The organism is Vibrio sp. MarTm2 (genome assembly GCF_027587055.1).
Classification (GTDB): Bacteria; Pseudomonadota; Gammaproteobacteria; order Enterobacterales; family Vibrionaceae; genus Vibrio; species Vibrio sinaloensis_D.
The window spans coordinates 398,968-424,259 of the sequence record NZ_JAPPTK010000001.1; the positions used below are offsets into that span (position 1 = coordinate 398,968).

At 44.7% G+C, this 25,292-nt stretch carries 20 protein-coding genes; 2 read left to right on the plus strand and 18 right to left on the minus strand.

Features of this window, described 5'->3' with window-relative positions:
- Window positions 1–327: 327 nt before the first annotated feature.
- The 13 genes from pyrF to tig all read right to left on the minus strand — a co-directional run bounded on the left by pyrF (window position 328) and on the right by tig (window position 14,620).
- Window positions 328–1,032: an orotidine-5'-phosphate decarboxylase gene (gene pyrF, locus OH458_RS01845; protein ID WP_269977092.1), complete on the minus strand. Its 705-nt coding sequence runs from the start codon at window positions 1,030–1,032 to the stop codon at window positions 328–330.
- An 85-nt stretch (window positions 1,033–1,117) separates the two neighbouring features.
- Entirely contained in the window at window positions 1,118–2,287 is a 1,170-nt protein-coding gene (gene lapB / locus OH458_RS01850; protein ID WP_038133998.1) for a lipopolysaccharide assembly protein LapB, read from the minus strand.
- Window positions 2,288–2,312: 25 nt separating this feature from the next.
- A complete protein-coding gene (locus OH458_RS01855) occupies window positions 2,313–2,594 on the minus strand; it encodes a LapA family protein (RefSeq protein WP_038191525.1) in 282 nt (93 codons plus the stop codon).
- Window positions 2,595–2,732: 138 nt separating this feature from the next.
- The gene (ihfB, locus tag OH458_RS01860; protein WP_011080796.1) at window positions 2,733–3,014 is read right to left on the minus strand and encodes an integration host factor subunit beta; all 282 of its coding nucleotides are present in this window, start codon (window positions 3,012–3,014) and stop codon (window positions 2,733–2,735) included.
- Between the two features lie 211 nt (window positions 3,015–3,225).
- Window positions 3,226–4,896 carry a 30S ribosomal protein S1 gene (gene rpsA, locus OH458_RS01865; RefSeq protein ID WP_038133994.1) on the minus strand — a complete coding sequence of 557 codons (1,671 nt, stop codon included), beginning with the start codon at window positions 4,894–4,896 and terminating at the stop codon, window positions 3,226–3,228.
- A gap of 103 nt (window positions 4,897–4,999) precedes the next feature.
- On the minus strand, window positions 5,000–5,680 hold the full coding sequence (gene cmk, locus OH458_RS01870) for a (d)CMP kinase (RefSeq protein ID WP_269977093.1): 681 nt from the start codon (window positions 5,678–5,680) through the stop codon (window positions 5,000–5,002).
- A gap of 138 nt (window positions 5,681–5,818) precedes the next feature.
- Window positions 5,819–6,112: a ComEA family DNA-binding protein gene (locus OH458_RS01875; protein ID WP_269977094.1), complete on the minus strand. Its 294-nt coding sequence runs from the start codon at window positions 6,110–6,112 to the stop codon at window positions 5,819–5,821.
- A 131-nt stretch (window positions 6,113–6,243) separates the two neighbouring features.
- Window positions 6,244–8,103, minus strand: coding sequence for a peptidylprolyl isomerase (gene ppiD, locus OH458_RS01880; protein ID WP_039483003.1), 1,860 nt, complete (start codon window positions 8,101–8,103; stop codon window positions 6,244–6,246).
- 171 nt (window positions 8,104–8,274) lie between these two features.
- Window positions 8,275–8,547, minus strand: a complete 273-nt coding sequence (locus OH458_RS01885; protein ID WP_005473436.1) for an HU family DNA-binding protein — start codon at window positions 8,545–8,547, stop codon at window positions 8,275–8,277.
- Window positions 8,548–8,738: 191 nt separating this feature from the next.
- Complete coding sequence (lon, locus tag OH458_RS01890; protein ID WP_269977095.1) at window positions 8,739–11,090, minus strand: endopeptidase La; 2,352 nt, start codon at window positions 11,088–11,090, stop codon at window positions 8,739–8,741.
- Window positions 11,091–11,219: 129 nt separating this feature from the next.
- The gene (clpX, locus tag OH458_RS01895; protein WP_038133983.1) at window positions 11,220–12,503 is read right to left on the minus strand and encodes an ATP-dependent protease ATP-binding subunit ClpX; all 1,284 of its coding nucleotides are present in this window, start codon (window positions 12,501–12,503) and stop codon (window positions 11,220–11,222) included.
- 80 nt (window positions 12,504–12,583) lie between these two features.
- Window positions 12,584–13,210 carry an ATP-dependent Clp endopeptidase proteolytic subunit ClpP gene (gene clpP / locus OH458_RS01900; RefSeq protein WP_005473337.1) on the minus strand — a complete coding sequence of 209 codons (627 nt, stop codon included), beginning with the start codon at window positions 13,208–13,210 and terminating at the stop codon, window positions 12,584–12,586.
- 105 nt (window positions 13,211–13,315) lie between these two features.
- On the minus strand, window positions 13,316–14,620 hold the full coding sequence (gene tig / locus OH458_RS01905; RefSeq protein WP_269977096.1) for a trigger factor: 1,305 nt from the start codon (window positions 14,618–14,620) through the stop codon (window positions 13,316–13,318).
- Between the two features lie 513 nt (window positions 14,621–15,133).
- Here tig and OH458_RS01910 point away from each other — a divergent pair.
- Both OH458_RS01910 and OH458_RS01915 read left to right on the plus strand, forming a co-directional pair.
- Entirely contained in the window at window positions 15,134–16,945 is a 1,812-nt protein-coding gene (locus tag OH458_RS01910) for a sensor histidine kinase (protein ID WP_269977097.1), read from the plus strand.
- Window positions 16,945–18,285, plus strand: coding sequence for a sigma-54-dependent transcriptional regulator (locus OH458_RS01915; RefSeq protein WP_269977098.1), 1,341 nt, complete (start codon window positions 16,945–16,947; stop codon window positions 18,283–18,285). The genes OH458_RS01910 and OH458_RS01915 overlap by 1 nt, the downstream gene beginning before the upstream one ends.
- Window positions 18,286–18,349: 64 nt before the next feature.
- Here OH458_RS01915 and OH458_RS01920 read toward each other — a convergent pair whose 3' ends face one another.
- The 5 genes from OH458_RS01920 to OH458_RS01940 form a co-directional block, all read right to left on the minus strand.
- Window positions 18,350–20,302, minus strand: coding sequence for a DUF3857 domain-containing transglutaminase family protein (locus tag OH458_RS01920; RefSeq protein WP_269977099.1), 1,953 nt, complete (start codon window positions 20,300–20,302; stop codon window positions 18,350–18,352).
- Between the two features lie 164 nt (window positions 20,303–20,466).
- A complete protein-coding gene (locus tag OH458_RS01925; protein ID WP_005473339.1) occupies window positions 20,467–21,828 on the minus strand; it encodes a TRAP transporter large permease in 1,362 nt (453 codons plus the stop codon).
- A 3-nt stretch (window positions 21,829–21,831) separates the two neighbouring features.
- On the minus strand, window positions 21,832–22,518 hold the full coding sequence (locus tag OH458_RS01930) for a TRAP transporter small permease (RefSeq protein WP_269977100.1): 687 nt from the start codon (window positions 22,516–22,518) through the stop codon (window positions 21,832–21,834).
- A gap of 129 nt (window positions 22,519–22,647) precedes the next feature.
- The gene (locus OH458_RS01935) at window positions 22,648–23,643 is read right to left on the minus strand and encodes a TRAP transporter substrate-binding protein (RefSeq protein WP_005473321.1); all 996 of its coding nucleotides are present in this window, start codon (window positions 23,641–23,643) and stop codon (window positions 22,648–22,650) included.
- 529 nt (window positions 23,644–24,172) lie between these two features.
- On the minus strand, window positions 24,173–25,288 hold the full coding sequence (locus OH458_RS01940) for an ABC transporter ATP-binding protein (protein WP_269977101.1): 1,116 nt from the start codon (window positions 25,286–25,288) through the stop codon (window positions 24,173–24,175).
- Window positions 25,289–25,292: the final 4 nt, after the last annotated feature.

Genomic DNA, 25,292 nt, shown 5'->3' on the forward strand with positions numbered 1-25,292 from the left:
CAACTGGTATAACCAGTATCTTTGACATTAATCTGTTGACGATAATCGATGTTTTCAAATCTATAAAACGAATTTATCAATTTTGTCGATTTTTATCGACTTACGTCATACTTTCTACAAAGTTTTGACGTAAAGGTAACATCGACTTTGCGTTGTGCCTCAGAATACTGGATTTTTAAGGATAAACGAGTAATTAGTGACAAGATAAGTTATCGGGTAAGGTTATAAAGCGAGAATTTGTAGAACTTTATGCTAAGCAAAAAAAGCCTAAACGATTGCTTCATTCATTTGAGTCGTTTAGGCCATGATATTTGGAGTTTTTATTTGTTATTTTAGTTGTAACAATTCGTTGTTAATACTAGTTAATACCTTTTCAGGGTTTTCTGCTTGAGTAATAGGTCGACCAATCACCAAGTAGTCCGAACCTGACTGAACCGCATCCACTGGTGTCATGATACGTTTCTGGTCACCAACAGCAGCACCCGTAGGTCGAATGCCTGGTGTAACGAGTTTAAATTCTTGGCCGATCGCCTGTTTTAGCATAGATGCTTCCTGAGCTGAGCAAACAACACCATCAAGACCTGAGTTCTTCGTCAACGTCGCCAGTCGAATAACATGGTCTCGTGGTTCAACGTTTAACCCTACGCCAGCCAAATCACCCTGTTCCATACTGGTTAGTACTGTTACCCCAATAAGCAGTGGTCGTTCCTTTCCGTAGGATTCAAGAATTTCGCGTGATGCTGTCATCATTCGTTCCCCACCACTCGCATGAACATTCACCATCCAGACCCCCAACTCTGCAGCCGCGCGGACGGCTTTAGAACATGTATTTGGGATGTCGTGGAATTTCAAATCAAGAAATACGGAGAAGCCACGTTTGTGAAGCTCTTTAACGAAATCAGGACCAAACAAGGTAAACATTTCTTTACCGACTTTTAGTCGACAAGAGCTTGGGTCGATTCGATCTACAAAAGCAAGTGCGTCAGCTTGGTTGTCATAATCCAGCGCAACAATAACTTTTTGGTCAATCATTTCATCTCCTAACTAGTATTAACATGCCTAAAAAAAGCAGCGGGATCACCGCTGCTCATTACGATTGGAAGCCCAATCAAATTCATTATTCTCCATCTAAACCTCTAATAGGCTTGATGGTTCCCCACCCTTTACACGATGGGCAATGCCAGTACATAGAGTGAGTCGAAAAGCCACATTTACGACATCGATAATGAGGCTTTACCTTCATTTGTTCTCCAACGAGCTTTTGCAACGTAGCCAAGCTCGCTTTCGCTCGGCCTTCTTCTGCTTCAGCCAAGTGATAGTCAATCAAGCGATAAAACCCTTTCATCGTCGGGTTTTTCACTAATTGACGGGTCAACAATTCCTGTGCAGATCCTGAACCTTCATGTTTTGCTACCAATTGAGCCAGCATTAATTCAGCAGAAGCGCCTGCTTTATTAACAATACATTGACGAAGGAACTCGAGTAGCTCATCTTCTGAGCCTAAATGATGATAGCAATCGGCAAGAATCGGTAGTACTTCACTGACGAAGTCGCTATCTTGTTCTAGTACCATTTCAAAATGCTTGATAGCACTTCTATAGTCTTCATTTTCTAAGTAGGTTTTGCCTAGCGCTATACTGGCCCTGACACATTTAGGGTCCTCGCTGAGCGCTTTTCTAAAGTGCTGTAAAGCTTTCGCTTGATTCCCATCCGCCTTTTCTTGCATCGCCAGTTCACACCAAAAGTGTGCAATGCTGTTGCGCATCCGCTTACGCCCCAGCTTAACCAGAAGCGTCGCGTAGTGGATGGCTTTAGACCACTCCCTAGTTTGCTGGTAGATAGAAACCAGTTGCTGTAAGGCTGCCTCACGATGATCTGGCTCTTCGACTAGCTGTTCAAAGATTTTTTCCGCTCGATCGAGAAAGCCAGAAACCATGTAATCTTTGGCTAATTGTTGAAGGGCGATATTTTTTTGGTCGATAGTGAGACCTGAGCGTGAGATTAAATTCTGGTGTATGCGGATGGCACGATCAACTTCTCCTCGTGATCGAAACAAGTTACCCAACGCTAAGTGTGTATCGATTGTTTCGTTATCAACTTGAAGAAGTTCTATAAAGTGGTCTACTGCTTTGTCTGATTGGTCAGAAAGAAGAAGGTTAAGACCCGTCACGTATTGACGGGATATTTGATTAGAGTGTTTCTGCTTGTCTTGTTGGGCACTGCGATTACCCATATACCAGCCGTATGCAGCGGCGATAGGTAACAACAAGAAGAGTATTTCTAACATCGAGTGGAGAGCCTACCTGCGTAACTTAAGATGCTTTGACCTGGGTAGCTTGCTCAGTGGCTGGAGAAAGTTTTTTTACTTGCTTCTTCAGCTTTCTTACTTGAAGTTGAGACTTAAGGTGCAAACTGCCAAAAATTAGCCAAGATATAGCAAAACCAGTCACAAATACGACGCCTAGAAGCGTAGAGAGGTGAAACTCACCTTGAGCAATTAAGTAATTGAAGTTAACAATCGCTTGGTTCTGAGAGCCTAATGCTAACGCCACTAAAAACAGAGCCAATACGATAACGATCTTTATAATTTTCATAGTCCATCACCTAAGCAAAAATCAGCCGTTACGATTATGCAGTAAAACCAATGAACAAACCATGCTTATATCGGTATAACCGCCAATAAAAAAGCGGCACTACTGAATAATGCCGCTTATCGCTAACGTTTTAGAAACTTAGCCGATATTTACACGCTCACGTAACTCTTTTCCTGGTTTAAAGTGAGGAACATACTTGCCTTCCAACTCCACCTTGTCACCAGTCTTAGGGTTGCGCCCAACTCGAGGCTCACGGTAATGTAGAGAGAAACTACCAAAACCACGAATCTCGATTCTGTCGCCACTTTCCAGTGTCGAAGCCATATGCTCTAAAATGTCTTTTACAGCATCTTCAATCTCTTTAGCTGAAAGGTGAGTTTGCTCAGCACAGAGTCTTTCGATTAACTCAGACTTAGTCATAGTTTCCCTCATAGAGTAATTTATCACTTATTATAGTAAGTAATACCAATTCCAACAAACACTTGCTTTCAATTTTAGACAAAGTTTGTTCAATTTGCACAACTAGAAACTCAACTTAATTGAACCGCTTTTGCCAATTGGTATTACTACTCATTTTCGAGTAAGAATAAAAAAGGAGCCTTACGGCCCCTTTTTCTTAAAAACGAGTAAATTACTCGCCTTTAGCTGCTTTGAATGCGTCAGCCATAGCGTTACCGAACGAAGCTTCATCAGCTTTGTTCAGAGAAGCCATTGCTTCTTGCTCTTCTGCTTCATCTTTAGCTTTGATAGATAGGTTGATTACGCGGTTCTTACGGTCAACACCTGTGAACTTCGCTTCAACGCTGTCACCAACGCTTAGGATTAGAGATGCATCTTCAACGCGGTCACGTGAAGCTTCAGAAGCGCGGATGTAACCTTCAACGCCTTCTACTAGCTCGATAGTTGCACCTTTAGCGTCTACTGCAGTAACAGTACCGTTAACTAGTGCACCTTTCTTGTTCTCAGCTACGTAAGCATTGAATGGGTCATTTTCCATTTGCTTAACGCCTAGAGAGATACGCTCACGCTCAGCATCTACAGCTAGAACTACAGCAGAGATCTCGTCGCCTTTCTTGTACTCACGTACAGCTTCTTCACCAGCAACATTCCAAGAAATGTCAGATAGGTGAACTAGACCGTCGATGCCGCCTTCTAGACCGATGAAGATACCGAAGTCAGTGATAGACTTGATCTTACCAGTAACTTTGTCGCCTTTAGCTTGCGCTTCAGCGAAAGATTGCCATGGGTTAGCTTTACACTGTTTCAGACCTAGAGAGATACGACGACGCTCCTCGTCGATTTCAAGAACCATAACCTCAACTTCGTCGCCAACATTAACAACTTTAGATGGGTGGATGTTCTTGTTAGTCCAATCCATTTCAGAAACGTGTACTAGACCTTCAACGCCTTCTTCGATTTCAACGAAACAGCCGTAATCAGTTAGGTTAGTAACGCGACCAGTTAGCTTGTGACCTTCTGGGTAACGCTTAGCGATTGCTACCCATGGATCTTCGCCTAGCTGCTTAAGACCTAGTGATACGCGAGTACGCTCACGGTCGAACTTAAGAACTTTAACTTGGATCTCGTCACCAACGTTAACGATCTCAGAAGGGTGCTTAACGCGCTTCCAAGCCATGTCAGTGATGTGTAGTAGGCCGTCAACGCCACCTAGGTCTACGAATGCACCGTAGTCAGTAAGGTTCTTAACGATACCTTTAACTTCTGCGCCTTCTTGTAGAGTTTCTAGAAGCTCATCACGCTCAACGCTGTTCTCAGACTCGATAACTGCACGGCGAGAAACAACTACGTTGTTACGCTTCTGGTCAAGTTTGATAACTTTGAACTCTAGCTCTTTGTTTTCTAGGTGAGCAGTGTCACGGATAGGACGTACGTCTACTAGAGAACCAGGAAGGAAAGCACGGATACCGTTTAGTTCAACAGTGAAACCGCCTTTAACTTTACCGTTGATGATACCAACAACAGTCTCAGCTTCTTCACAAGCTTTCTCAAGAACGATCCAAGCTTCGTGACGCTTAGCTTTCTCACGAGAAAGTTGAGTCTCACCGAAACCATCTTCAACAGCGTCTAGAGCTACGTCTACTTCAGCACCAACTTCAACTTCAAGTTCGCCAGCAGCGTTCTTGAACTGTTCAGCAGGGATAGCAGATTCAGACTTAAGACCAGCGTCAACAAGAACGAAACCGTTCTCGATAGCTACTACAGTACCTTTAACGATGCTGCCTTGTTGGAATTCTGTTTCGTTTAGAAACTCTTCAAAGAGTTGAGCAAAAGATTCAGTCATTTATTTAATCTTCAATAAATTAAACGTCCACGGGTATCCTACCGCATGGGGTTATTAAATTCGCCAGTCATCATCCTTGCGACCAACGCTCTGACCTAGCCGCCTAGGCGACTAGCTTAGATTTGATATATTGTAGTGCTTTTTCTACCACTTGGTCGATAGTCATCGACGTAGAATCAAGCAAAAGCGCATCCTCTGCAGGGCGTAATGGTGCCACTGGGCGGTTACGATCTCGATCGTCACGCTCTTGGATCTCGCACAAAAGGTCGTCAAATTTAACATCTAAACCCTTGCCTTGCAACTGTTTAAGCCGACGATTAGCGCGCTCTTCAGCGCTGGCATCTAGGAAAATTTTTGCTTCCGCTTGGGGGAAAACAACCGTCCCCATATCACGACCATCGGCGACCAAACCAACACCTTCAGCAAACGCGCGCTGACGTCGAAGCAATGCTTCTCGAACGCGCGGCAATGCCGCCACTTTAGACGCTGCCATACCTGTCTCTTCTTTACGAAGCTCACCTGAAACGTCTTCACCTTCAAGAATCACTTTTACAAGGTCCCCTTCAGCAATGAACTGAACATCAAGGTGTGTCGCCAAAGGAACAAGAGCGTTTTCGGATTCTAGATCCACACCATGGTGAATTGCCGCCAATGCGAGAACACGATAAATCGCGCCAGAATCGAGTAAGTGAAAACCTAACTTCTTAGAAAGAAGCATGCAAAGCGTGCCCTTGCCAGCTCCGCTTGGTCCATCAACGGTCACTACCGGTGTATGAGACGACATCATTAACTCCACGTTAGTTTGGTTCAGCGTAATTGTGCTGATTCAGTATCGGCGTGAAATTATAGAGGTATTCGAACAAGGGTGCTAGGAAGGATTGAGGAAAATTGAAAAAGAGCGCATACGCGCTCTAAACGAAATTTATAAGTGAATTCGCTCACGATTTTTATCAACCAGTGCCGGACCAATCCCCTTGACATTCACTAGCGACTCAGTGCTCTCGAAATCTCCGTGCTTTTCACGATAGTCGACTATCGCTTGCGCTTTTTTCATTCCAATTCCGGTAAGCAAATCTGCGAGTTCCTCAGCGCTCGCCTGGTTCACGTTCACCGTAATTTCTATTCCCTCATACTTTGGGTTCACTTTTTGATCTGCCAACGCGACTTGTGGCAAAGAAAGAACAAGTATGAATGTAAACAACCATTTTATGAACACAAAACTCTCCTTGAAGTAACGATAGAGGCATGAGGTTACCCTGAGAAATTGCATTGAAAACTACACAGTACAAAAAACAAAACGGGCTGCAAATGCAGCCCGTTTTTATCGATATATCAATTACATTGAAATTATTGAGACACTACAAAATACTCAATATCGGTCGTTTTACGTAAAACGCTTATCAATCCAGTTAAGTCGAGTTGAGCATTCATCTGTGTCAACTGGTTACTAATTTGCGCGTTGTACTGAGCGTCAAACTCATCACTCACATTCGATAGCTTAACAACCGCAATGTTTCCGTTAAGCTCTTTAGCCTGAGCGTACTCAACCTTGCCTTCTGATGGCTTAGGCATTGCGAAAATAACATCTGCCATAGGTGCACTGCGATCAACTGCTTGTACGTCATTGAATGCGAGACCATTTTCGTTTAACAGCTCTTGCTTACCTTCTTTTAATTCTGCGACAAGCTTATCCGCCAATGCAATCGCGTTCTGCTCGCCTTTGATCTTGGACAATGTCGCCACAACTTGTTCACGAACATCGTCTAAAGGCAAAACCATTTCGTCACGATAATCTTCGACACGAACTACGATGACATGCTCAGGTGCAACTTCAATCACTTCTGAGTTCAAACCATCTTCTTTTACTTCTGGGCTGAGGATAGCTTGCAACACTGATGGAGCTTTCAGCAGTTCAGGCGCATCGACTTGCGAAATAAAATCCGTCGTTTCAATTTTCGCGTCAATAGCTGCCGCAGCGTCATCTAGTGAGTCAGGGTACTCAAAGGCAACTTTCTCTAATTCGCTTTGCAGCTCATAAAACTGGTCGATGGCTTGTTGGTCTTTCAGCTCTTGTTTGATCTGAGCCGCGACGTCAGCGTATGGCTTAACGACCGAGCCTTTAAGCTCATCAAGCTTGATAATGTGGTAGCCAAAGTCAGATTTGACTAAACCCGTTACATCACCCACGTTCTTCAGTGCAAATGCTGCTTCTTCGAAAGCTGGGTCCATGACATCACGCTCAATCCAACCCAGCGATCCGCCTTCTGATGCGCTACCAAAGTCATCTGATTTTTCTTCTGCCAACGCTGCAAAATCTGTCCCAGCGTTAAGCTCATCCAAAATTGCCTGTGCTTTAGCTTGGTCATCACCTTCGACTAGTATGTGACTTACGCGACGCTGTTCTTCTGAAGAATATTTATCTAAATGTTCTTCAAAGTACTTTTTAGCTTCTTCGTCAGAGACAGTTATTGCATCTTTTAGCTTCTGAGCTGACAGCTCGATGTAAGCGACTTTCACCTGTTCCGGACGTGTATAGCGCTCTGAGTTTTGCTCGTAGTAACCTTGAATTTCATCATCCGACAATTCTACTTTAGCTGCGAAGTCATCAAGAGGCAGACTCAGCGTTTGAACCTCACGAGTTTGAGTCAACAACTTAGCCTGTGCTTCAACTTCTGCTGGAAGAGAGAAATCACTCGCTTGAATCGCTGTTAGGAGTTGGTTACGAACCAAATCACGACGCAGATACTCCGCAAAACTTTCCGGAGTGAAACCCGCACGACGCAAAGACGACTGATAGATTTCTTGGTCAAACTTACCATCAACTTGGAACTGAGGCATTTCAACAATCATGGTACGTACTTGAGCATCACTTACACGTAAACCTAGAGATGCGGCATGTTGCTCAAGCAGCAAATCATTGACCATACGATCAAGAACTGATTTTCGGAAAGATTCTACGTAGCTAGGATCTGCAAGAAGATTTGAGAAATAATCGCCAAGTTGAGCTTGCATGCGATTGCGTTCATTTTGATACGCTTGCTCAAACTCACCACGGCCAATTTCTACGTTGCCCACTTTTGCAGCTGTGTTGCCAGCGCCACCAACAATGTAGCTTCCTACACCTGCAAAAACGAAAGATAGGATGATAAGTCCCAGGATAATTTTTACCGCGATGCTGTTAACGCCTTCGCGTAATCGATCCATCATACTTAAACTACTCTCCGCTCGCACATCTCAGCATTGTTGAGAACACTCAGATGTGCCTAATACTAAAACAAAAATGAATAGCGCGATAATACCAGAAAAAGAAATGCGCATCAGTATGATGCGCATATTTTAAAAAGGTTCTAACAAAATTGGGGATGAAGCCAATTTTTATTAGTTACAAGCGTCTTTTAGTGCTTTACCCGCTTTGAATGAAGGTACTTTCGCTTCAGCAATTTGAATTTCTTCACCCGTTTTTGGGTTACGGCCTGTGCGAGCTGCACGAGTGCGAACGCTGAATGTACCGAAGCCAACAAGTGCAACTTGATCACCAGACTGAAGTGTATCACTCACTGCTTCGATAAGAGCGTCAAGTGCGCGGCCTGCTGATGCTTTAGATAGATCTGCGTTTTCTGCAATTTTTTCTACTAATTGTGTTTTATTCACTGTGATTCCCCTTTGCGCTACCTTATTTAGTTATTTACGGTAGCTTTCGTTCCATTTGTTTCAAATCAGCGACAATCCCTTATACCGCAAGGGCTGAAGCTATAGTCGCTAACGTTAGCGCCCAAAAAAAACGCTGACAAGCCTTTTTAAGCCTATCAGCGTAATCTTTTACTTATTTTTGCTACACATCACTATTTTGCGACAGCAATCTCGACACCTGACGGGTCTTTTTCTAATGCAACTTGAAGTACTTCATCAATCCATTGCACCGGAATTACCTTCAGATCAGCGATGACATTGTCTGGAATTTCTTCCAAATCGCGCTCATTGTCTTTAGGAATCAGTACTGTTTTGATACCACCACGATGAGCCGCAAGCAGTTTCTCTTTTAAACCACCGATAGGTAGGACTTCACCACGCAAGGTAATCTCACCTGTCATACCGACTTCCGCTTTAACAGGGTTTCCTGTAAGGCTGGAAACCAACGCGGTACACATGGCAATACCCGCACTTGGACCATCTTTTGGTGTCGCACCTTCTGGTACGTGTACGTGAATATCGCGCTTCTCATAGAAGTCTGAGTTAATACCAAGCTTCTCGGCACGTGAACGCACTACCGTCATTGCCGCCTGGATAGACTCTTTCATCACGTCACCCAGTGACCCTGTTTGCGTCAGCTTGCCTTTGCCTGGCATCGCTTCCGTTTCAATAGTCAACAGATCGCCGCCCACTTGCGTCCAAGCTAGACCTGTCACTTGACCAATACGGTTGCTATCTTCCGCTTTGCCATAATCATGGCGCTGAACACCCAGATATTCTTTTAGATTATCCATAGTAACAATGACGGTCTTAAGCTCTTTATCGAGCAAGATATTCTTCACTGCTTTGCGACAAATCTTCGAGATCTCACGCTCTAGGCTACGAACACCCGCTTCACGCGTGTAGTAACGGATTATGCCAATAATGGCTGAATCTTCGATCTCAATCTCACCCACTTTTAGGCCGTTGCGCTTGATCTGTTTTTCAACTAAGTGACGCTTCGCAATATTCAGCTTTTCGTCTTCGGTGTAGCCCGATAAACGAATCACTTCCATACGGTCTAACAGTGGGCCTGGAATATCCATCGAGTTCGACGTTGCCACGAACATTACGTCAGATAGGTCATAATCGACTTCTAGATAGTGGTCGTTAAACGCGTTGTTTTGTTCAGGGTCAAGCACCTCTAACAGGGCAGATGACGGATCACCACGCATATCAGACGACATCTTGTCGATTTCATCCAATAGGAATAGCGGGTTCTTCACACCAACTTTGGACATTTTCTGAATAAGTTTACCCGGCATTGAACCAATGTATGTACGACGGTGACCACGAATCTCCGCTTCATCACGTACGCCGCCTAATGCCATGCGCGTGTATTGACGGCCTGTCGCAGCAGCAATTGAACGACCTAGAGACGTTTTACCCACACCAGGAGGACCAACAAGACATAGAATTGGACCTTTAAGCTTATTGATTCGATTCTGAACCGCCAAGTATTCTAGAATGCGCTCTTTAACACGCTCTAGACCATAATGGTCTTCGTTTAGAATTTCTTCTGCTTTCGCCAAGTTCTTCTTAACTTTCGAACGCTTGCTCCAAGGTACACCAAGCATCCAATCGATGTAGCCACGTACAACAGTTGCTTCTGCTGACATTGGTGACATCATCTTAAGCTTTTGTAGCTCTTGCTCGGTTTTTTCCCGCGCTTCTTGAGGCATTTTAGAATCAGCGATTTTCTGTTTCAGAGCTTCAAATTCGTCAACGCCATCTTCGCCTTCACCCAGCTCTTTCTGGATGGCTTTCATTTGCTCGTTCAGGTAGTACTCGCGTTGAGATTTTTCCATCTGCTTTTTAACACGAGTTCGGATGCGCTTCTCAACCTGTAGCAAGTCGATTTCCGACTCCATTTGCCCCATCAAGAATTCCAGACGCTCTGTTACGTCTAAGATCTCAAGAACTGTTTGTTTGTCAGCGAGCTTGAGCGGCATATGCGCAGCGATGGTATCTGCAAGACGAGCTGCTTCGTCAATACCACTGAGTGACGTGAGAACTTCTGGTGGGATTTTCTTGTTGAGCTTAATAAAGCCTTCAAACTGATTGATTGCACTACGAACAATGACTTCGTGCTCGCGCTCGTCAAGTTCTTCCGTGACCAGATATTCAGCATCAGCAACGAAGAACTCATCATCAGTCAGACTATTGATTTTTGCGCGTTGTTGACCTTCAACAAGAACTTTTACTGTTCCATCTGGTAGCTTTAAAAGTTGAAGAATAGTCGCAACGGTACCAACATCGAAAAGATCATTCTTCGTTGGTTCATCTGTATCCGCTTCTTTCTGCGCAACTAGCAGCACTTGCTTGTTGTTATCCATTGCCGCTTCGAGACAAGCGATGGATTTTTCACGACCAACAAACAAAGGAATTACCATGTGCGGGTAAACGACTACATCTCTTAGAGGTAGTACAGGGATCTCGATACGTTCGGAACGTTCCAAGTTCATATTATTCTCTCTTCCGCTTAGTCTTATGAGCAGTATATGGGGGCTAATTGGTTGGATTCAATGAAAGAATAAAAAAAAGGAGGTAATTGATTACCTCCTTTTCTGATTTAGCAAATTATGTGAATCGGGTTACGATTCTGCACCCGCAGCTTGGTTGTCAGCGTTGCTGTAAATCAACAGCGGTTCAGATTCACCGTTGATGACTGACTCATCAATTACAACTTTGCTTACGTTATCCATTGATGGCAACTCGTACATCGTCTCAAGAAGAACCGCTTCAAGAATCGAACGCAATCCGCGAGCACCTGTTTTACGCTCCATCGCTTTCTTAGCGATAGCTCGTAGTGCATCTTCACGGAACTCAAGCTCAGAGTCTTCAAGTTCAAACAAGGCTGCATACTGCTTCGTTAATGCGTTCTTGGGTTCACAAAGAATCTGAATCAACGCATCTTCGTCAAGCTCAGTCAATGTTGTTGTCACTGGTAGACGACCGATGAACTCAGGGATTAGGCCGTATTTAACCAAATCTTCTGGCTCAACCTGAGTGAACAATTCACCCACAGTCTTAGTTTCGTCTTTAGAACGAACTTCCGCACCAAAACCAATACCAGTGCCCGTTGCAACACGTTGCTCGATGACTTTATCTAGGCCAGCAAACGCACCACCACAAATAAATAGAATCTTAGATGTGTCTACTTGTAGGAATTCTTGCTGAGGATGCTTACGACCACCTTGCGGGGGAACTGAAGCAACCGTACCTTCGATAAGTTTTAGAAGCGCTTGCTGAACACCTTCACCAGAAACATCACGAGTGATCGATGGGTTTTCAGCTTTGCGTGAAATCTTGTCAATTTCGTCGATGTAAACAATACCGCGCTCTGCTTTCGCGACATCGTAATCACATTTTTGGAGCAGTTTTTGAATGATGTTTTCAACATCTTCACCAACGTAACCCGCTTCAGTCAGCGTCGTTGCGTCTGCCATTGTGAAAGGTACATCTAGGAAACGAGCTAGGGTTTCAGCCAGTAGTGTTTTGCCACTACCCGTTGGACCGATAAGAAGAATGTTACTCTTACCAAGTTCCACACCTTCGCTTGTCGTGTCGCCGTTACGTAAACGCTTGTAGTGGTTGTAAACGGCCACTGCTAGCACTTTCTTAGCGTAATCTTGACCGATCACATAGTCATCTAAATGTTCACGAATTTCTCTTGGAGCGGGTAACGCTTCAGATTGTTTTTTCGGTAGAACATCTTTAATTTCTTCACGAATAATATCGTTACATAGATCGACACATTCGTCACAGATATAGACGGATGGACCGGCGATCAGCTTGCGAACTTCGTGCTGGCTTTTGCCGCAGAAAGAGCAGTAAAGAAGCTTACTACTACCGCTCTCTTTGCTTTTATCTGTCATTCGCTAACCTCTTAGCCTTTACTCATATGATTTGAGTGTATATCAATTTAAACCGAATTGCGCTAAACAATTGCTATCAATTATTCACCGCGGTGGCTTAATACTGCGTCAACCAAACCGTACTCCACAGCTTGCTCAGCAGCCATAAAGTTATCACGATCGGTATCGCGTTCAATCACTTCTAACGGTTGCCCTGTGTGCTCAGCCAGCAGCTTGTTCAGCTTCTGTTTGATGGTCAAAATCTCTTGCGCATGAATTTGAATATCAGACGCTTGACCTTGGAAACCGCCAAGTGGTTGGTGAATCATCACGCGCGAATTAGGCAGTACATAACGCTTGCCTGGTGCGCCACCAGCAAGTAAGAATGCGCCCATTGAGCACGCTTGTCCCATACATACCGTGCTGACATTTGGTTTGATAAACTGCATGGTGTCATAAATAGACATACCCGCTGTCACACTACCGCCAGGAGAATTGATGTATAGGAAAATATCTTTATCAGGATTTTCAGACTCTAGGAAAAGTAGCTGCGCCACGACAAGATTTGCCATGTGATCTTCCACTTGACCCGTTAAGAAGATAACGCGCTCTTTCAGCAAGCGAGAGTAAATATCGTAAGAACGTTCACCACGGGAAGTCTGTTCAACCACCATTGGTACTAGCGCGTCTAGAATTGGCGACATTGCATTTTTTTCTTGGTAGCTCATATTCTTATGTCCCTAAAATAAATGGCCCGAATGACAAATATCATACGGACCATTGTTAGCAGAATAGTTAACGTTTCGTCAACCTTCTACGCAAGATATTGCTTATTAAGCCGCTGGCTGCTGGTTCATTAGCTCGTTGAAGCTAACTTCTTTTTCAGTAACCTGAGCTTTAGCGATGATTGCGTCAATTGCTTGCTCTTCAAGAGCAACGTTGCGCATGTTGTTCATCATTTGCTCGTTTTGCTCGTAGTAAGCAACAACTTCAGCTGGATCTTCGTAAGCTGTCGCCATTTCTTCGATTAGCGCTTTCACTTTCTCGTCGTCAGCTTTTAGCTCTTCAGACTTGATTACTTCGCCTAGAAGAAGACCAACAACTACGCGACGCTTAGCTTGTTCTTCGAACAGTTCACGTGGAAGTTGTGCAGCCGCTTCAGGGTTGCCACCGAAACGCTGTGCAGCTTGCTGACGTAGAGTACCGATTTCTTGATCGATAAGTGCCGCAGGTACGTCGATTTCGTTCTCTTTAACTAGACCGTCGATTGCTTGCTCTTTGATGCGGTTCTTAACAGCTTGCTTAAGCTCACGCTCCATGTTCTTACGAACTTCAGCTTTAAGTGCGTCTACGCCACCTTCAGCAACACCGAACTTAGAAACGAATTCGTCGTTCAGTTCTGGAAGCTCACGCGCTTCAACTTTGTTTACTTTAATCGCAAACTTAGCCGCTTTACCTTTTAGGTTTTCTGCGTGGTAATCTTCAGGGAAAATTACGTCGATTTCGAATTCCATACCAGCAGTCTTACCTGCGATACCGTCTTCAAAACCAGGGATCATGCGACCCGCGCCCATTTCTAGTGGGAAGTTCTCAGCTTTACCGCCTTCGAATTCTTCGCCGTCAATTGAGCCAACGAAATCGATAGTTGCGCGCTTGCCTTCTTCAGCCGCTTCTTCTACTTCAACCCAACCAGCTTGTTGCTTACGTAGCGTTTCGATCATCTCTTCAACGTCAGCGTCATTTACTTCAGTTGTTGGTTTTTCAACAGTGATGTTCTCTAGGCCTTTAAGCTCAACTTCTGGGTAAACTTCGAAAGTTGCGTTGAAAACTAGGTCTGCACCTTCTTTGTTTTCAACTGGAGCGAACGTTGGTGCACCTGCTGGGTTGATTTTTTCTTTAACGATCGCTTCGATGAAGTGACGTTGCATTACTTCGCCCATCACGTCTTGACGTACTGCTTTGCCGTACATCTTCGCAACCATTTTTAGAGGCACTTTACCTTTACGGAAACCATCGAAACGACGGTTCTTTGCGATGTTGCGTAGTTCAGCTGTCACAGCATCTTCGATGTTTGCAGCTGGAACAGTAATGTTAAGACGGCGCTCTAGGCCCTCTAGAGTTTCAACAGTAACTTGCATTATTCATTAACCTCAAAACTGGCTCAGTCTTGCTGAGCTTATGTGCCCTAAAATCCAAAAACAGGTATTAGGACCCATCCTTGTTTGTACTCTGCGAGTACTCTTTATAAATCGAGTATCGATAACGGCAAAGATCCGCTATCGGACTAATGAGCGATATCTTTACGAATCCGAGTTCGTGAAAGGTATCTCCGATTAGCCTCAGGATAAAAATTTAGACGCAGCATTCTACCGACCTAGTCGATAGCTGTCGAGCCGATCCCTAAGATACCGTTAGGATTACCCTAAAAACTCACTTAACTGCTATAAAAAGAAGCAATAAAGTCGTTATTGTCTTCAGAAATGGGGACATTAATAGCTTTTTCAAGAGAAACTAGCCTTTTTTTGGAATTAAACAAAAAAAGGAGATCTAAGTCCGGTTTTATTCCTCATTTTTGTTACACCTTTAAACACAACCGTAACAAAAAATATTACCCTGAAGGCTCGATTGTCACCTTGATTTCATGGAAGTCTATGGCCTCATTCCGCCGTCCTTATGTTTACCTTTTTTTAGCTTACGTCACTTGCCTAGTGGCTGGCTCAAAGTTGGTATGGAATTTCAATCATCAATCACTACTTGAAGAGCATCAAGCGCAGCTCGACCGATTTTCTAGTCACATTTACGCGAAGTTAGACAAGTATGCCCACTTACCCCAGTTACTTGCCGAAGACCGCGAGCTGACATCTGCACTGTTGCAGCCCGACAATCCGGCACAGATTGATCTAACCAATCGATACTTAGAAGACGTCAATTCCATCATCCAAGCGTCGGACACCTATCTCCTCGATCGTTGGGGCAACACTATAGCCGCGAGCAATTGGAGTTCAAGCCGTACTTTTTTAGGCAAAAACTTTGCTTGGCGCCCCTACTTTTCTGAAGCGATTCAAGGGCAACGAAGTCAATATTTTGCGTTGGGCTCAACGTCTGGTCAGCGAGGCTACTACTATTCGTTTCCTGTTATTTACGCGGCGGAAAACATTGGGGTCATCGTTGTCAAAATGGATCTCTCGGCCATAGAGGGCAACTGGAAAGGAAAGCAGAGTACGTTTGTTGCAACCGACAAATACAACATCGTGTTTATGTCGAGTAACCCAACTTGGCTGTTCAAAAGCTTAACTGACATAAGCAAATCTAACAGGGCGCTCATCACCGAAAGTCGTCAATACTTGGATACCCCGATTCTCTCTCTCGCGTTACATGGAGATCTTACCGCTAAACACTCTGAACTTTGGGAATCCAATCAAGGTGGATTTAAGGGCGTTTACATGGCTTCCAATCGCCCATTTCCTCAGCTGGATTTGACCATCCGAGTGCTCACCGACAAAGTCACCTTGCTGTGGCCAACTTTGAGCTTTGGATTAGTATTAACACTCCTGTTCGTTATCGCATTTTTGACCCTTCAACTGACGCATCAAAGACATCAGAAAAAACGCCAATTTGAACAACTGCAATCTGAAGCAAAACAAAAGCTCGAGTTTTTAGTTATGGAGCGAACGTCCGAGCTTCAAGCAGAAATCTTGGAAAGAACTCGCACTGAAGAAGCCTTACGACAAACGCAAAATGAGCTTATCCAAGCGGCAAAACTTGCCGTACTGGGTCAAATGTCTGCGAGTATCAGCCATGAACTAAATAACCCACTCGCGGCAATTCGAAGCTTTGCTGACAACGGAAGGCGATTCTTGACCAAAGAGAAATTTGACCGAGTCGATGACAACTTAGCTCGTATCTCAAATTTGACCGATCGGATGGCAAAAATAAGTAATCAGCTGAAATCGTTCACCCGTAAATCTGATAGCCAAGATGTACAACTTTTGGAACTTGCACCGGTAATCATTTCCGCCAAGGAACTGGTGACCCCACAGATAAAAAGCCATCAAGTCACTTTCAACATCAATATCGAGGGCTTGTTAGCCAAAGTCGACATTAACGCTATCCAGATTGAGCAAGTGCTGATCAATCTCATCACCAATGCCGCTCAAGCCGTTGAAACGTCAACAGAACGTATCGTAAACCTTTCCTATCATCAAAACGATGCTGTGGTATCGGTTTTTATCGATGACAGTGGACCGGGAATCGATACGACGACCGCAGCCCATCTGTTTGAGCCGTTCTTTACCACCAAGAAAAATGGCTTGGGGCTAGGGCTATCGATTTCTCAGCAAATCGTTCAAACCATGAATGGAGAGCTCAGCGTTGGCCAGTCTCCTCTTGGCGGTGCAAGGTTTACTCTGACATTACCCAATAGACTTCAATCCACACATGCCAATCGCAAGGATACATGTTGATGTACGATGTATTTTTCATTGATGACGAGAGCGACATTCGCATCGCCATTGAACAGAGCTTCGAATTAGAGGAGATTACTGCCCTCTTTTTCGCCAGTGCAGAAGACGCCATGCTCGCAATAAAGCAACACGGCATGCCTAAAGTCGTCATCTCAGATATTTGTTTGCCTGGTTTATCTGGCGAGAACCTCTTATCGACCGTGTTAAACCAAGATAGCGATGTCCCTGTTATCTTAATTACAGGCCACGGAGATATATCAATGGCCGTCAATGCGTTAAGGAATGGCGCTTACGACTTTATCGAAAAACCTTTTGCTATTGACCGCTTAATTGATACGACGAATCGTGCGATAGAAAAGCGCCAGCTGACCCTTGAAAACCAAGAGCTAAAGCGAAGCCTGAAAGCAAGCCAAACTCTTGGTCCAAGAATTATTGGTGATACTCAATCCATCCAATCACTTCGTGACACCATTTCTCACATTGCCGATACAAACGCAGACATTTTATTGTTCGGCGAGACTGGAACAGGTAAAGAGCTCTTCGCTCGATCAATCCATGAGCAGAGCTCTCGACGTGAAGCAAACTTTGTGGCTATCAACTGTGGCGCTGTCCCAGAAAACTTGATTGAGAGTGAGTTATACGGACATGAGAAAGGCGCTTTTACTGGTGCCGATGCCACACGAATCGGTAAGTTCGAGCACGCCCAAGGGGGGACCTTGTTTCTCGACGAGATTGAGTCGATGCCAATGCAGGCGCAAATTCGTTTGCTAAGAGTACTGCAGGAACGCGTGATTGAGCGAGTTGGGTCCAACACTCTGATTCCAGTAGATATAAGAGTGATTGCTGCCACCAAAGTCGATCTTAAGCAAGCCGCCGCCTCCGGAGAGTTTCGTGAGGATCTTTATTATCGCCTAAACGTGGTGACTCTCGACCTTCCTCCGCTTCGACAACGTAAAGAAGACATCCCCGCCCTGTTTCATCACTTTTTACTGGTGGCGGCTGCTCGCTACGGGAAAGCGGCAAATGCTCTACCTGAAGCTGATTTACAGACTCTTATGAGTCATGATTGGCCGGGTAACGTTCGGGAGTTACGTAACAGTGCTGAACGATTTGTCCTATTAGGAAACCTTGGCCACCTAAACCCAACACAGCCGATTGCCGATTCAATTCCGCTTACTACCCAAGTCGCGGAGTTTGAGAAAACTCTAATTGAACAAGCCTTGGCGAGTAATCACGGTAAGATCAACGAAACACTCGATACCCTACAACTTGCACGCAAAACGCTGTACGACAAAATGCAAAAATATGGGATTGATAAGAACAGTTACAAAACGGAATAGACTCGACCTAAGAAAAGCAAAAGCCCCTAGCCAAATTAATAAGATAGGGGCTTAGTTTTGCTCGTTATTCGTAGCGCGTGAATTGATATACCACGCTTTCTGACGCTCGCTCTATTTGTTGATTATACTCTTTGAGCGCATTCGGCATTACATCTGGCTGCTTTCTTTCAAGCTGATAGTGAATCCTTGCCTTACGATACTCGCCTGAAACTTTTGACAGCCAGTTTCCCTCTTCTCCGTTAAGCGACAGTGAAAAATCGAATGCCTCATTATTTACTTTGAGCTCGTCTGGAGTAATTTTCCAAGGTGATGGCAACTCAACCACCATGGTTTGAGCAACTTTGACTGGTCTCCCTATGTAAAAAGGAGTACTGCGCCGTTTCGCTTCTGACACATACACATTTGCACCAATCACGTCTGCATACACCTCAAACTGTGGGTCATCATCTTCATTCAGGTACCACATTTTCTCGATGTCATAATTCTCTGTCATGTACAGTTCATTCTTCATTAAGTCATCGAAATAATAGAATTTCTTAGAAGCAGAGATACCTTCATAGTGTTTGTTGTAGAAGCCTTCAAATTCATCCATCACTTGCTCAATTGAGTTAGCCGAAAGATAACGCCTCATTCTGTCAGCCTGTTTGCCCTTGTAAGTCGTTTCTACGTGTAGCGTTGAAGCACCATTCTCATGAGAAGCCACTTTAAAGGTGGATGTCGTTTCAACTTGATTTAGGTTATTTGTGTCGATAAGCGTCGGGTAAATTTCACCTTGTTTGATGATCAAACCATAACCAAGCTCTGATTGAGTCATTGTGGCTAGGCTATCCGACAGCTCTGTTTGGGTAGGATCAATCCAAAAGGTCTTGCCCTGAAAATAGAAGGTGACAATAACATGGTTGAATGCGCTGTGCCCTGAAGGTTGCCCGGCTAGATGCTTACGGTATACGGTACTCACTAGTGCAGGGTTTGCTTCAATACCCAGTTCCCGTAGCATAGCTGTCAACAACACTGACTTATCTTTACAGTCTCCATACCCTTGCTGCAAAGTTTGCTCCGGTTGTCTAGGAGCATGGGAGCCAATACCATTTTCTATCCCCAGATAGCGTATCGATTGCTGAGCAAGTTTAATCGCAGCAATCACTTGTCTCTCTGGGTCTTCAATAGCTTTCAGTTTACTCATTTCAGCAGCAAACTTACTACCTTGGGCGTCTATCTGGTAGTGAGGCAAAGCCCAAGAAACGACATCCGCCCAATTCTCATAGTTATTGATATTGATATATGGGTACTCAATAAACCAATCTGGTTGATCCGCTTCATTTAGATAGCTGTATGAACGACGTTCATCAGAATAAATATGCTCAACCATTTTACCATCTTGGTTAATTTCAGCTTTTAGGTGTCGGCTGTCACCGTATCGATTAACGGTATATTGGCTATCCTTAGGCGTTAGAACTCTTGCATAAGTCTTTAGAACCGGCACACTCCAGCCCATTTTTATCCAACGGTCGACTTTGCCACTAAAGACCGGATTCAGCCCTTTAATCGAGTAGCTATAATCAATAATATCCCCTTCTTGAACATCGTTAATCACTATGTAGAAGGTCTCTTGACCACTATAAAGCAGCTTTTCTAGGTCGACTTCGCGCTTGAATCGCTTTACGTCAATACTAGATAACCGTTCCAAGGGTTTGCCCTCACGCCACACTTTGACATTATGGAGCACCACTTCTTCATAACTAGGATCGAAGTCTATCGCTATTTGAGAGTTGCTCTCTACTCCTTCAGAGTTCACTGCTTGAGTGACGTAACGACTATAAAACGTCGGTGTATTTGATAACGCATTAAACTGATTAGAAACCAGCATGTAGATGCTGCCATCTACTCTATCTTTACGCTGAGCCTGCGCTTCAAATGATTGTTCGACCACCCAACTTGGTACCGGGGAGATTTCTATTTCTGCTGCCTGCACACTACTTATCACTAAAGCTACAAGCCATAACCACTGTCGTTTCATTTAATATCCGTTTTTTTTGTATTTCTAACTTTTTCATTTATAAAATGAATACTTTGCGCATAGTAATCATTTTCGATTCCCCTCGCCACCCAACTGATTAATTTAACAACGAATAGAACAAAAAAAGCCCCGCGGTTAAGCGAGGCTAATTCTTGCAAGTCACGTTATTTTGTTATGATCTCAGGTCCCATTAAAGTGGTTGGCAACCATGTCGATACCCAAGGTACATAAGTAACAATAATGAGGAAGAGGAACATAACTGCAACCCAAGGCAGTGCCGCTTTCACCACTTGCATCATCGACATCTTAGCGACCCCGGCGGTTACAAATAAGTTCAACCCAACCGGCGGGGTGATCATCCCTATCTCCATGTTCACCACCATCATGATACCTAGGTGAATAGGGTCAATGCCGAGTGCAATCGCAATTGGGAATACCAATGGCGCTACAATGATCAACAGCCCTGATGGTTCCATAAACTGACCACCAATCAAAAGCAATACGTTCACCACAATCAAGAAGGTAATTGGCCCAAGGCCGGCTGATAGCATAGACTCTGTGATCATTTGCGGAATGCGCTCTTCCGTCAACACGTGCTTTAAGATCAAAGCATTAGCGATGATAAACAGCAGCATAATAGTCAGCTTACCTGCATCGTACAGAGTATGCTTTGTGTCTTTATGCACGAACGCTTGGAATACTTTGACGATCGCAGGCTTAGTATTCTTCTTGTCTGCGAACGGCCCCATGTCCTTATAGATAAAGTTCGCGATAAAGAAAGAGTAAACCGCTGCCACTGCGGCCGCTTCTGTCGGGGTGAAGATACCGCCATAGATACCACCGAGGATGATTACCACCAGCAACAGACCCCAGCTTGCATCTTTCGCTGCAGCAAACATTTCACCCCAACCGACAAATGGCTGTTTAGGTAGATTCTTAATGCGCGCCGCAATGTAGATGGCAATCATCAGCATCACACCGGCAAGCAGACCAGGAATAACACCGCCAAGGAACATACGACCAACCGACACATCCGTCGCTGCCGCATAAACCACCATGACGATAGAAGGTGGAATCAAGATGCCTAGCGTACCAGCGTTACAAATCACCCCAGCAGCGAAATCTTTCGAATAGCCGTTTTTGATCATCCCTGCGATAACGATACTACCAATCGCCACCACTGTTGCTGGTGAAGACCCAGAAAGAGCCGCAAACATCATACATGCGACCACGGAAGCCATCGCTAAACCGCCTCGGAACCAGCCAACCATTGCAATCGCAAAACGGATAATACGTTTCGCAACACCGCCGGTAGACATAAAACTCGATGCCAGAATAAAGAATGGAATCGCTAGTAAGGTGTAGTGACCAGCAAACGCATTAAATAGGGTTTGAGCGACCGACGCCAACGAGGCATCCGAATGCATCATCAAAAACAGAATACTCGACAGGCCCAATGATACGGCGATTGGCACGCCAATTAGCATAAAGCCAACCACCATTACGAATAGAAACAAAATATCCATGGTTTAGCTCTCCTTGCTCTTATCGTTATTGTCAGAGTTGGCTGCAGATTTAGGCTCCATTGCCTCTCCCGCATCTTTTAACTCTTCTTTGAGCGCTTCTAACTCCTCCTCTGCTTCGTGGCCAGCAATCAGGCGATCGAGCTTACCGGTGGCGATTTGAACGGTGATCTGCACAAAACGGAATGTCATTAGCGCCATCCCAATTGGCAGCGCCATATAAGGAATAAAGCGCGGCAGTTTTTCATAGCGCTCACCTTCGTTGAGCCAATCGGCCATAAACTGCAGCATTTCAGGCATTGGAATATCGTCTGTTTCATACCACGCACGCTCTGTCGCAAATGGATACCAATAGTTCCAAGAGCCAATCAAAAGCAAAATAGAAAAGGTCAAACAGCATGCCGCCGCGATGAGTGCGTAAATTCTGCGAAGCTTCTCAGGTGCCAAGTTGATGACGACATCGACACCAATATGAAAGTGTTTTTTCACGCCGTAAGATGCGCCAACGAGCACCATCCACGCGAATAGGAAAACGGTAAGTTCCAAGGCCCAAAGAATATTGTCGTTAAAGACATATCGAAAAATTACGTTGGCAAAAGTGAGCATAGTCATCGCACCAAGGAAAAAAGCAATCAGCGTTTCCTCGATGGCGTCGGTCACTCTACCTATTCTGGCAAAAATTGACTGTTCCATAGTTACATCGCTTTATAGACCAAACTGGCTAACCAGCTCGGCATGACAGGGAAAGAAAGGCCCTCCTCCCGACAAGAGGGCCAATAGTTAGGGGGATCGTTATAGTTATTTTCAGGTTGACTTAAACCACTACTGGTTTGAAGCTAACGCCGCTTCAATCAAGTCCGAACCGATGTCTTTTTCAAATTTCTTCCAGACCGGTTGCAGAGCTGCTACCCATTGCTGGCGCTGCTCTGGCGTTAACGTGCGAACCTCACCACCCGCTTCAATGATGTTGTTTTTATTCGCAAGGTTAACTTTGGTTGATTCCGCGTTACGCGTTGCCGTCACTTCTTGGATGATAGTGTTTAGCTGGTCGCGTTGGTCTGCTGGAAGGCCTTTCCAGAAGTCGTTTGATGTCACTACTAGGTAGTCCAAAATACCGTGGTTGGTTTCGGTAATGCCGTCTTGTACTTCGAAGAATTTCTTACCGTAGATGTTTGACCAAGTGTTCTCCTGACCGTCGATAACTTTAGTTTGCAGACCGCCATACACTTCTTTAAAGGACATTTTTTGCGGGTTAGCACCAAGTTGTTCAAACTGGGCAACCAAAACATCTGACGCCTGAACGCGGAACTTAAGTCCTTTCGCGTCTTCAGGAGAGAGCAGTGGTTGGTTAGCCGACATCTGTTTCATACCATTGTGCCAAAACGCCAAACCTTGCAAGCCGCGACGTTTCATCGAGTTCTTTAGTTTTTCACCCGCTTCTGAGTTTTGGAAACGATCAACTGCGTCAACGTCTTCAAATAGGAAAGGAAGGTCAAAGATACGGTATTTTTTCGTGAACTTTTCAAACTTTGATAAAGAAGGGGCTGCAAGTTGCACGTCGCCGTTCAATAACGCTTCAAGCACTTTGTCGTCATCATAGAGTGTGGAGTTAGGGAAAACCTGCATACACACTTTTCCATTCATCTCTTCGTTAACACGTTGCTCAAGTAATGAAGCCGCAATCCCTTTCGGGTGCTTATCTGTATTCGTTACGTGACTAAATTTAATCACTGTTTCACCTGGGTCACAGTTTGCAGCAGCGTTAAAACTGGTGACAGCAAGAATCGAAACAGATAGTAGGGTCAATGGCTTAAACATTATTATTCTCCTTGTAAAATGGACAACCCCATCACTGGGTGTTGTACCTATACAAGGGCAACTATCAAGCCAACTTTAACATTTGCGCAACTTACCATTATTTAACAAAGAGTTAACGGAGAACACCTTGGAGATTGTGTTTCTCTGCAAACCTCAATACGGTTTTTTTGGGTGGAAATCCACTCATTGAAACGAGTCAAATGGGTAGCAATCCACTCGTGTTTTTAGAAACGCAACTACGGGTGGGAAAGTCTAGGTTGAGTGACTGTAAGAGAGGAAAACAAGAAAATGTGAGGAGAGGGAGTATGCAAAGGAGACTAAAGCATGCAGTCCCTCCCCTCCATCAAAGTCAGCTACGCGTGCTTACTGCGCTAACTCCTAACTTCCCTTTAAGCATAGTCGCTATTAGGGCTTTTATTAACATCTTTATCAAAAAAGAGTTGGGGTTGAGTGCACTCCCAAATCAGGTAGCAAGCCAAACCTGATCAATCCCCCGTGACTTTACTCAGGAGTGCACTCAAATTGACGATCAATTGAAGTCGATACGTTGCTCGGTCTGAGCGTCAAAAAACACCGCTTTGGACAGGTCAAAATGAAGTGGTGCTACTTGCCCGACTTTCACTTCAAACTCAGGAGAAAGGCGACACGCGACTTCTTGATCATTGACTTTAATCATCGCTATTGTGTCTGGTCCTGTCGGCTCCAACACTTCAAGCTGGAGGTTGAGCATGGTAGAAGCCGATGAATCTGGATTTTCAGACTCCGTAATGTGTTCTGGACGTAGGCCAATCACAATTTCCTTGCCATCTTGCTCACGCATTGAAGGTGGCAGTTTGATGTGATGCTCTTGATCGTTACTCCCTTTGACCTTAATCACCGGCTGATCGTTGTCATCAAGGTCAACCATGGTCTTAATGAAGTTCATTGATGGAGAACCCATAAAGCCTGCAACAAACATATTGTTCGGCTTGGTGTAGATCTCATGCGGTGTGCCAAGCTGTTGCAGCTCGCCATCTTTCATCACAGCAATGCGATCGGCGAGCGTCATGGCTTCGATTTGATCGTGCGTTACGTAGACAATAGTGGTGTTGAGCTGTTGATGAAGCCGCTTGATCTGATGGCGCATCTCGACACGAAGCTTTGCATCTAGGTTAGACAACGGTTCATCAAATAAGTAGAGCTTCGGACGACGGGCTAACGCACGGCCCATGGCCACACGTTGTCTCTGACCACCAGACAGCTGCGAAGGTTTACGATCAAGTAAATGATCAATTTGCAGCATGGTTGCCACGCGCTGCACTTCTTCTTCAACTTCGTTGTCTGGCATCTTACGAATTTTGAGGCCAAACGCGATATTTCCGCGCACCGTCATGTTCGGATACAAGGCGTAAGACTGGAAGACCATCGCTATATCACGGTCTTTAGGTTCAACTTGAGACACATCGCGGCCATCAATCACGATCTCTCCACCACTGATCCCTTCTAGCCCTGCAATGGTGTTCATCAAGGTCGATTTACCGCACCCAGATGGGCCGACCAGAATCAAAAACTCACCAGAGTCGATGCTGATATCAATGCCTTTCAGTGTTTCTTGTTCCGCCTTTGGGTACGTTTTGCGGATCTGTTTAAGTTCTAGTGTCGCCATGGTA

Bases quoted from the DNA above. Each gene is read 5' to 3' on its own strand.
- pyrF (WP_269977092.1), bottom strand. From the start codon at position 1,032: ATGATTGACCAAAAAGTTATTGTTGCGCTGGATTATGACAACCAAGCT.
- lapB (WP_038133998.1), bottom strand. From the start codon at position 2,287: ATGTTAGAAATACTCTTCTTGTTGTTACCTATCGCCGCTGCATACGGC.
- OH458_RS01855 (WP_038191525.1), bottom strand. From the start codon at position 2,594: ATGAAAATTATAAAGATCGTTATCGTATTGGCTCTGTTTTTAGTGGCG.
- ihfB (WP_011080796.1), bottom strand. From the start codon at position 3,014: ATGACTAAGTCTGAGTTAATCGAAAGACTCTGTGCTGAGCAAACTCAC.
- rpsA (WP_038133994.1), bottom strand. From the start codon at position 4,896: ATGACTGAATCTTTTGCTCAACTCTTTGAAGAGTTTCTAAACGAAACA.
- cmk (WP_269977093.1), bottom strand. From the start codon at position 5,680: ATGTCGTCTCATACACCGGTAGTGACCGTTGATGGACCAAGCGGAGCT.
- ppiD (WP_039483003.1), bottom strand. From the start codon at position 8,103: ATGATGGATCGATTACGCGAAGGCGTTAACAGCATCGCGGTAAAAATT.
- lon (WP_269977095.1), bottom strand. From the start codon at position 11,090: ATGAACTTGGAACGTTCCGAACGTATCGAGATCCCTGTACTACCTCTA.
- clpX (WP_038133983.1), bottom strand. From the start codon at position 12,503: ATGACAGATAAAAGCAAAGAGAGCGGTAGTAGTAAGCTTCTTTACTGC.
- clpP (WP_005473337.1), bottom strand. From the start codon at position 13,210: ATGAGCTACCAAGAAAAAAATGCAATGTCGCCAATTCTAGACGCGCTA.
- tig (WP_269977096.1), bottom strand. From the start codon at position 14,620: ATGCAAGTTACTGTTGAAACTCTAGAGGGCCTAGAGCGCCGTCTTAAC.
- OH458_RS01910 (WP_269977097.1), top strand. From the start codon at position 15,134: ATGGCCTCATTCCGCCGTCCTTATGTTTACCTTTTTTTAGCTTACGTC.
- OH458_RS01915 (WP_269977098.1), top strand. From the start codon at position 16,945: ATGTACGATGTATTTTTCATTGATGACGAGAGCGACATTCGCATCGCC.
- OH458_RS01920 (WP_269977099.1), bottom strand. From the start codon at position 20,302: ATGAAACGACAGTGGTTATGGCTTGTAGCTTTAGTGATAAGTAGTGTG.
- OH458_RS01925 (WP_005473339.1), bottom strand. From the start codon at position 21,828: ATGGATATTTTGTTTCTATTCGTAATGGTGGTTGGCTTTATGCTAATT.
- OH458_RS01930 (WP_269977100.1), bottom strand. From the start codon at position 22,518: ATGGAACAGTCAATTTTTGCCAGAATAGGTAGAGTGACCGACGCCATC.
- OH458_RS01935 (WP_005473321.1), bottom strand. From the start codon at position 23,643: ATGTTTAAGCCATTGACCCTACTATCTGTTTCGATTCTTGCTGTCACC.
- OH458_RS01940 (WP_269977101.1), bottom strand. From the start codon at position 25,288: ATGGCGACACTAGAACTTAAACAGATCCGCAAAACGTACCCAAAGGCG.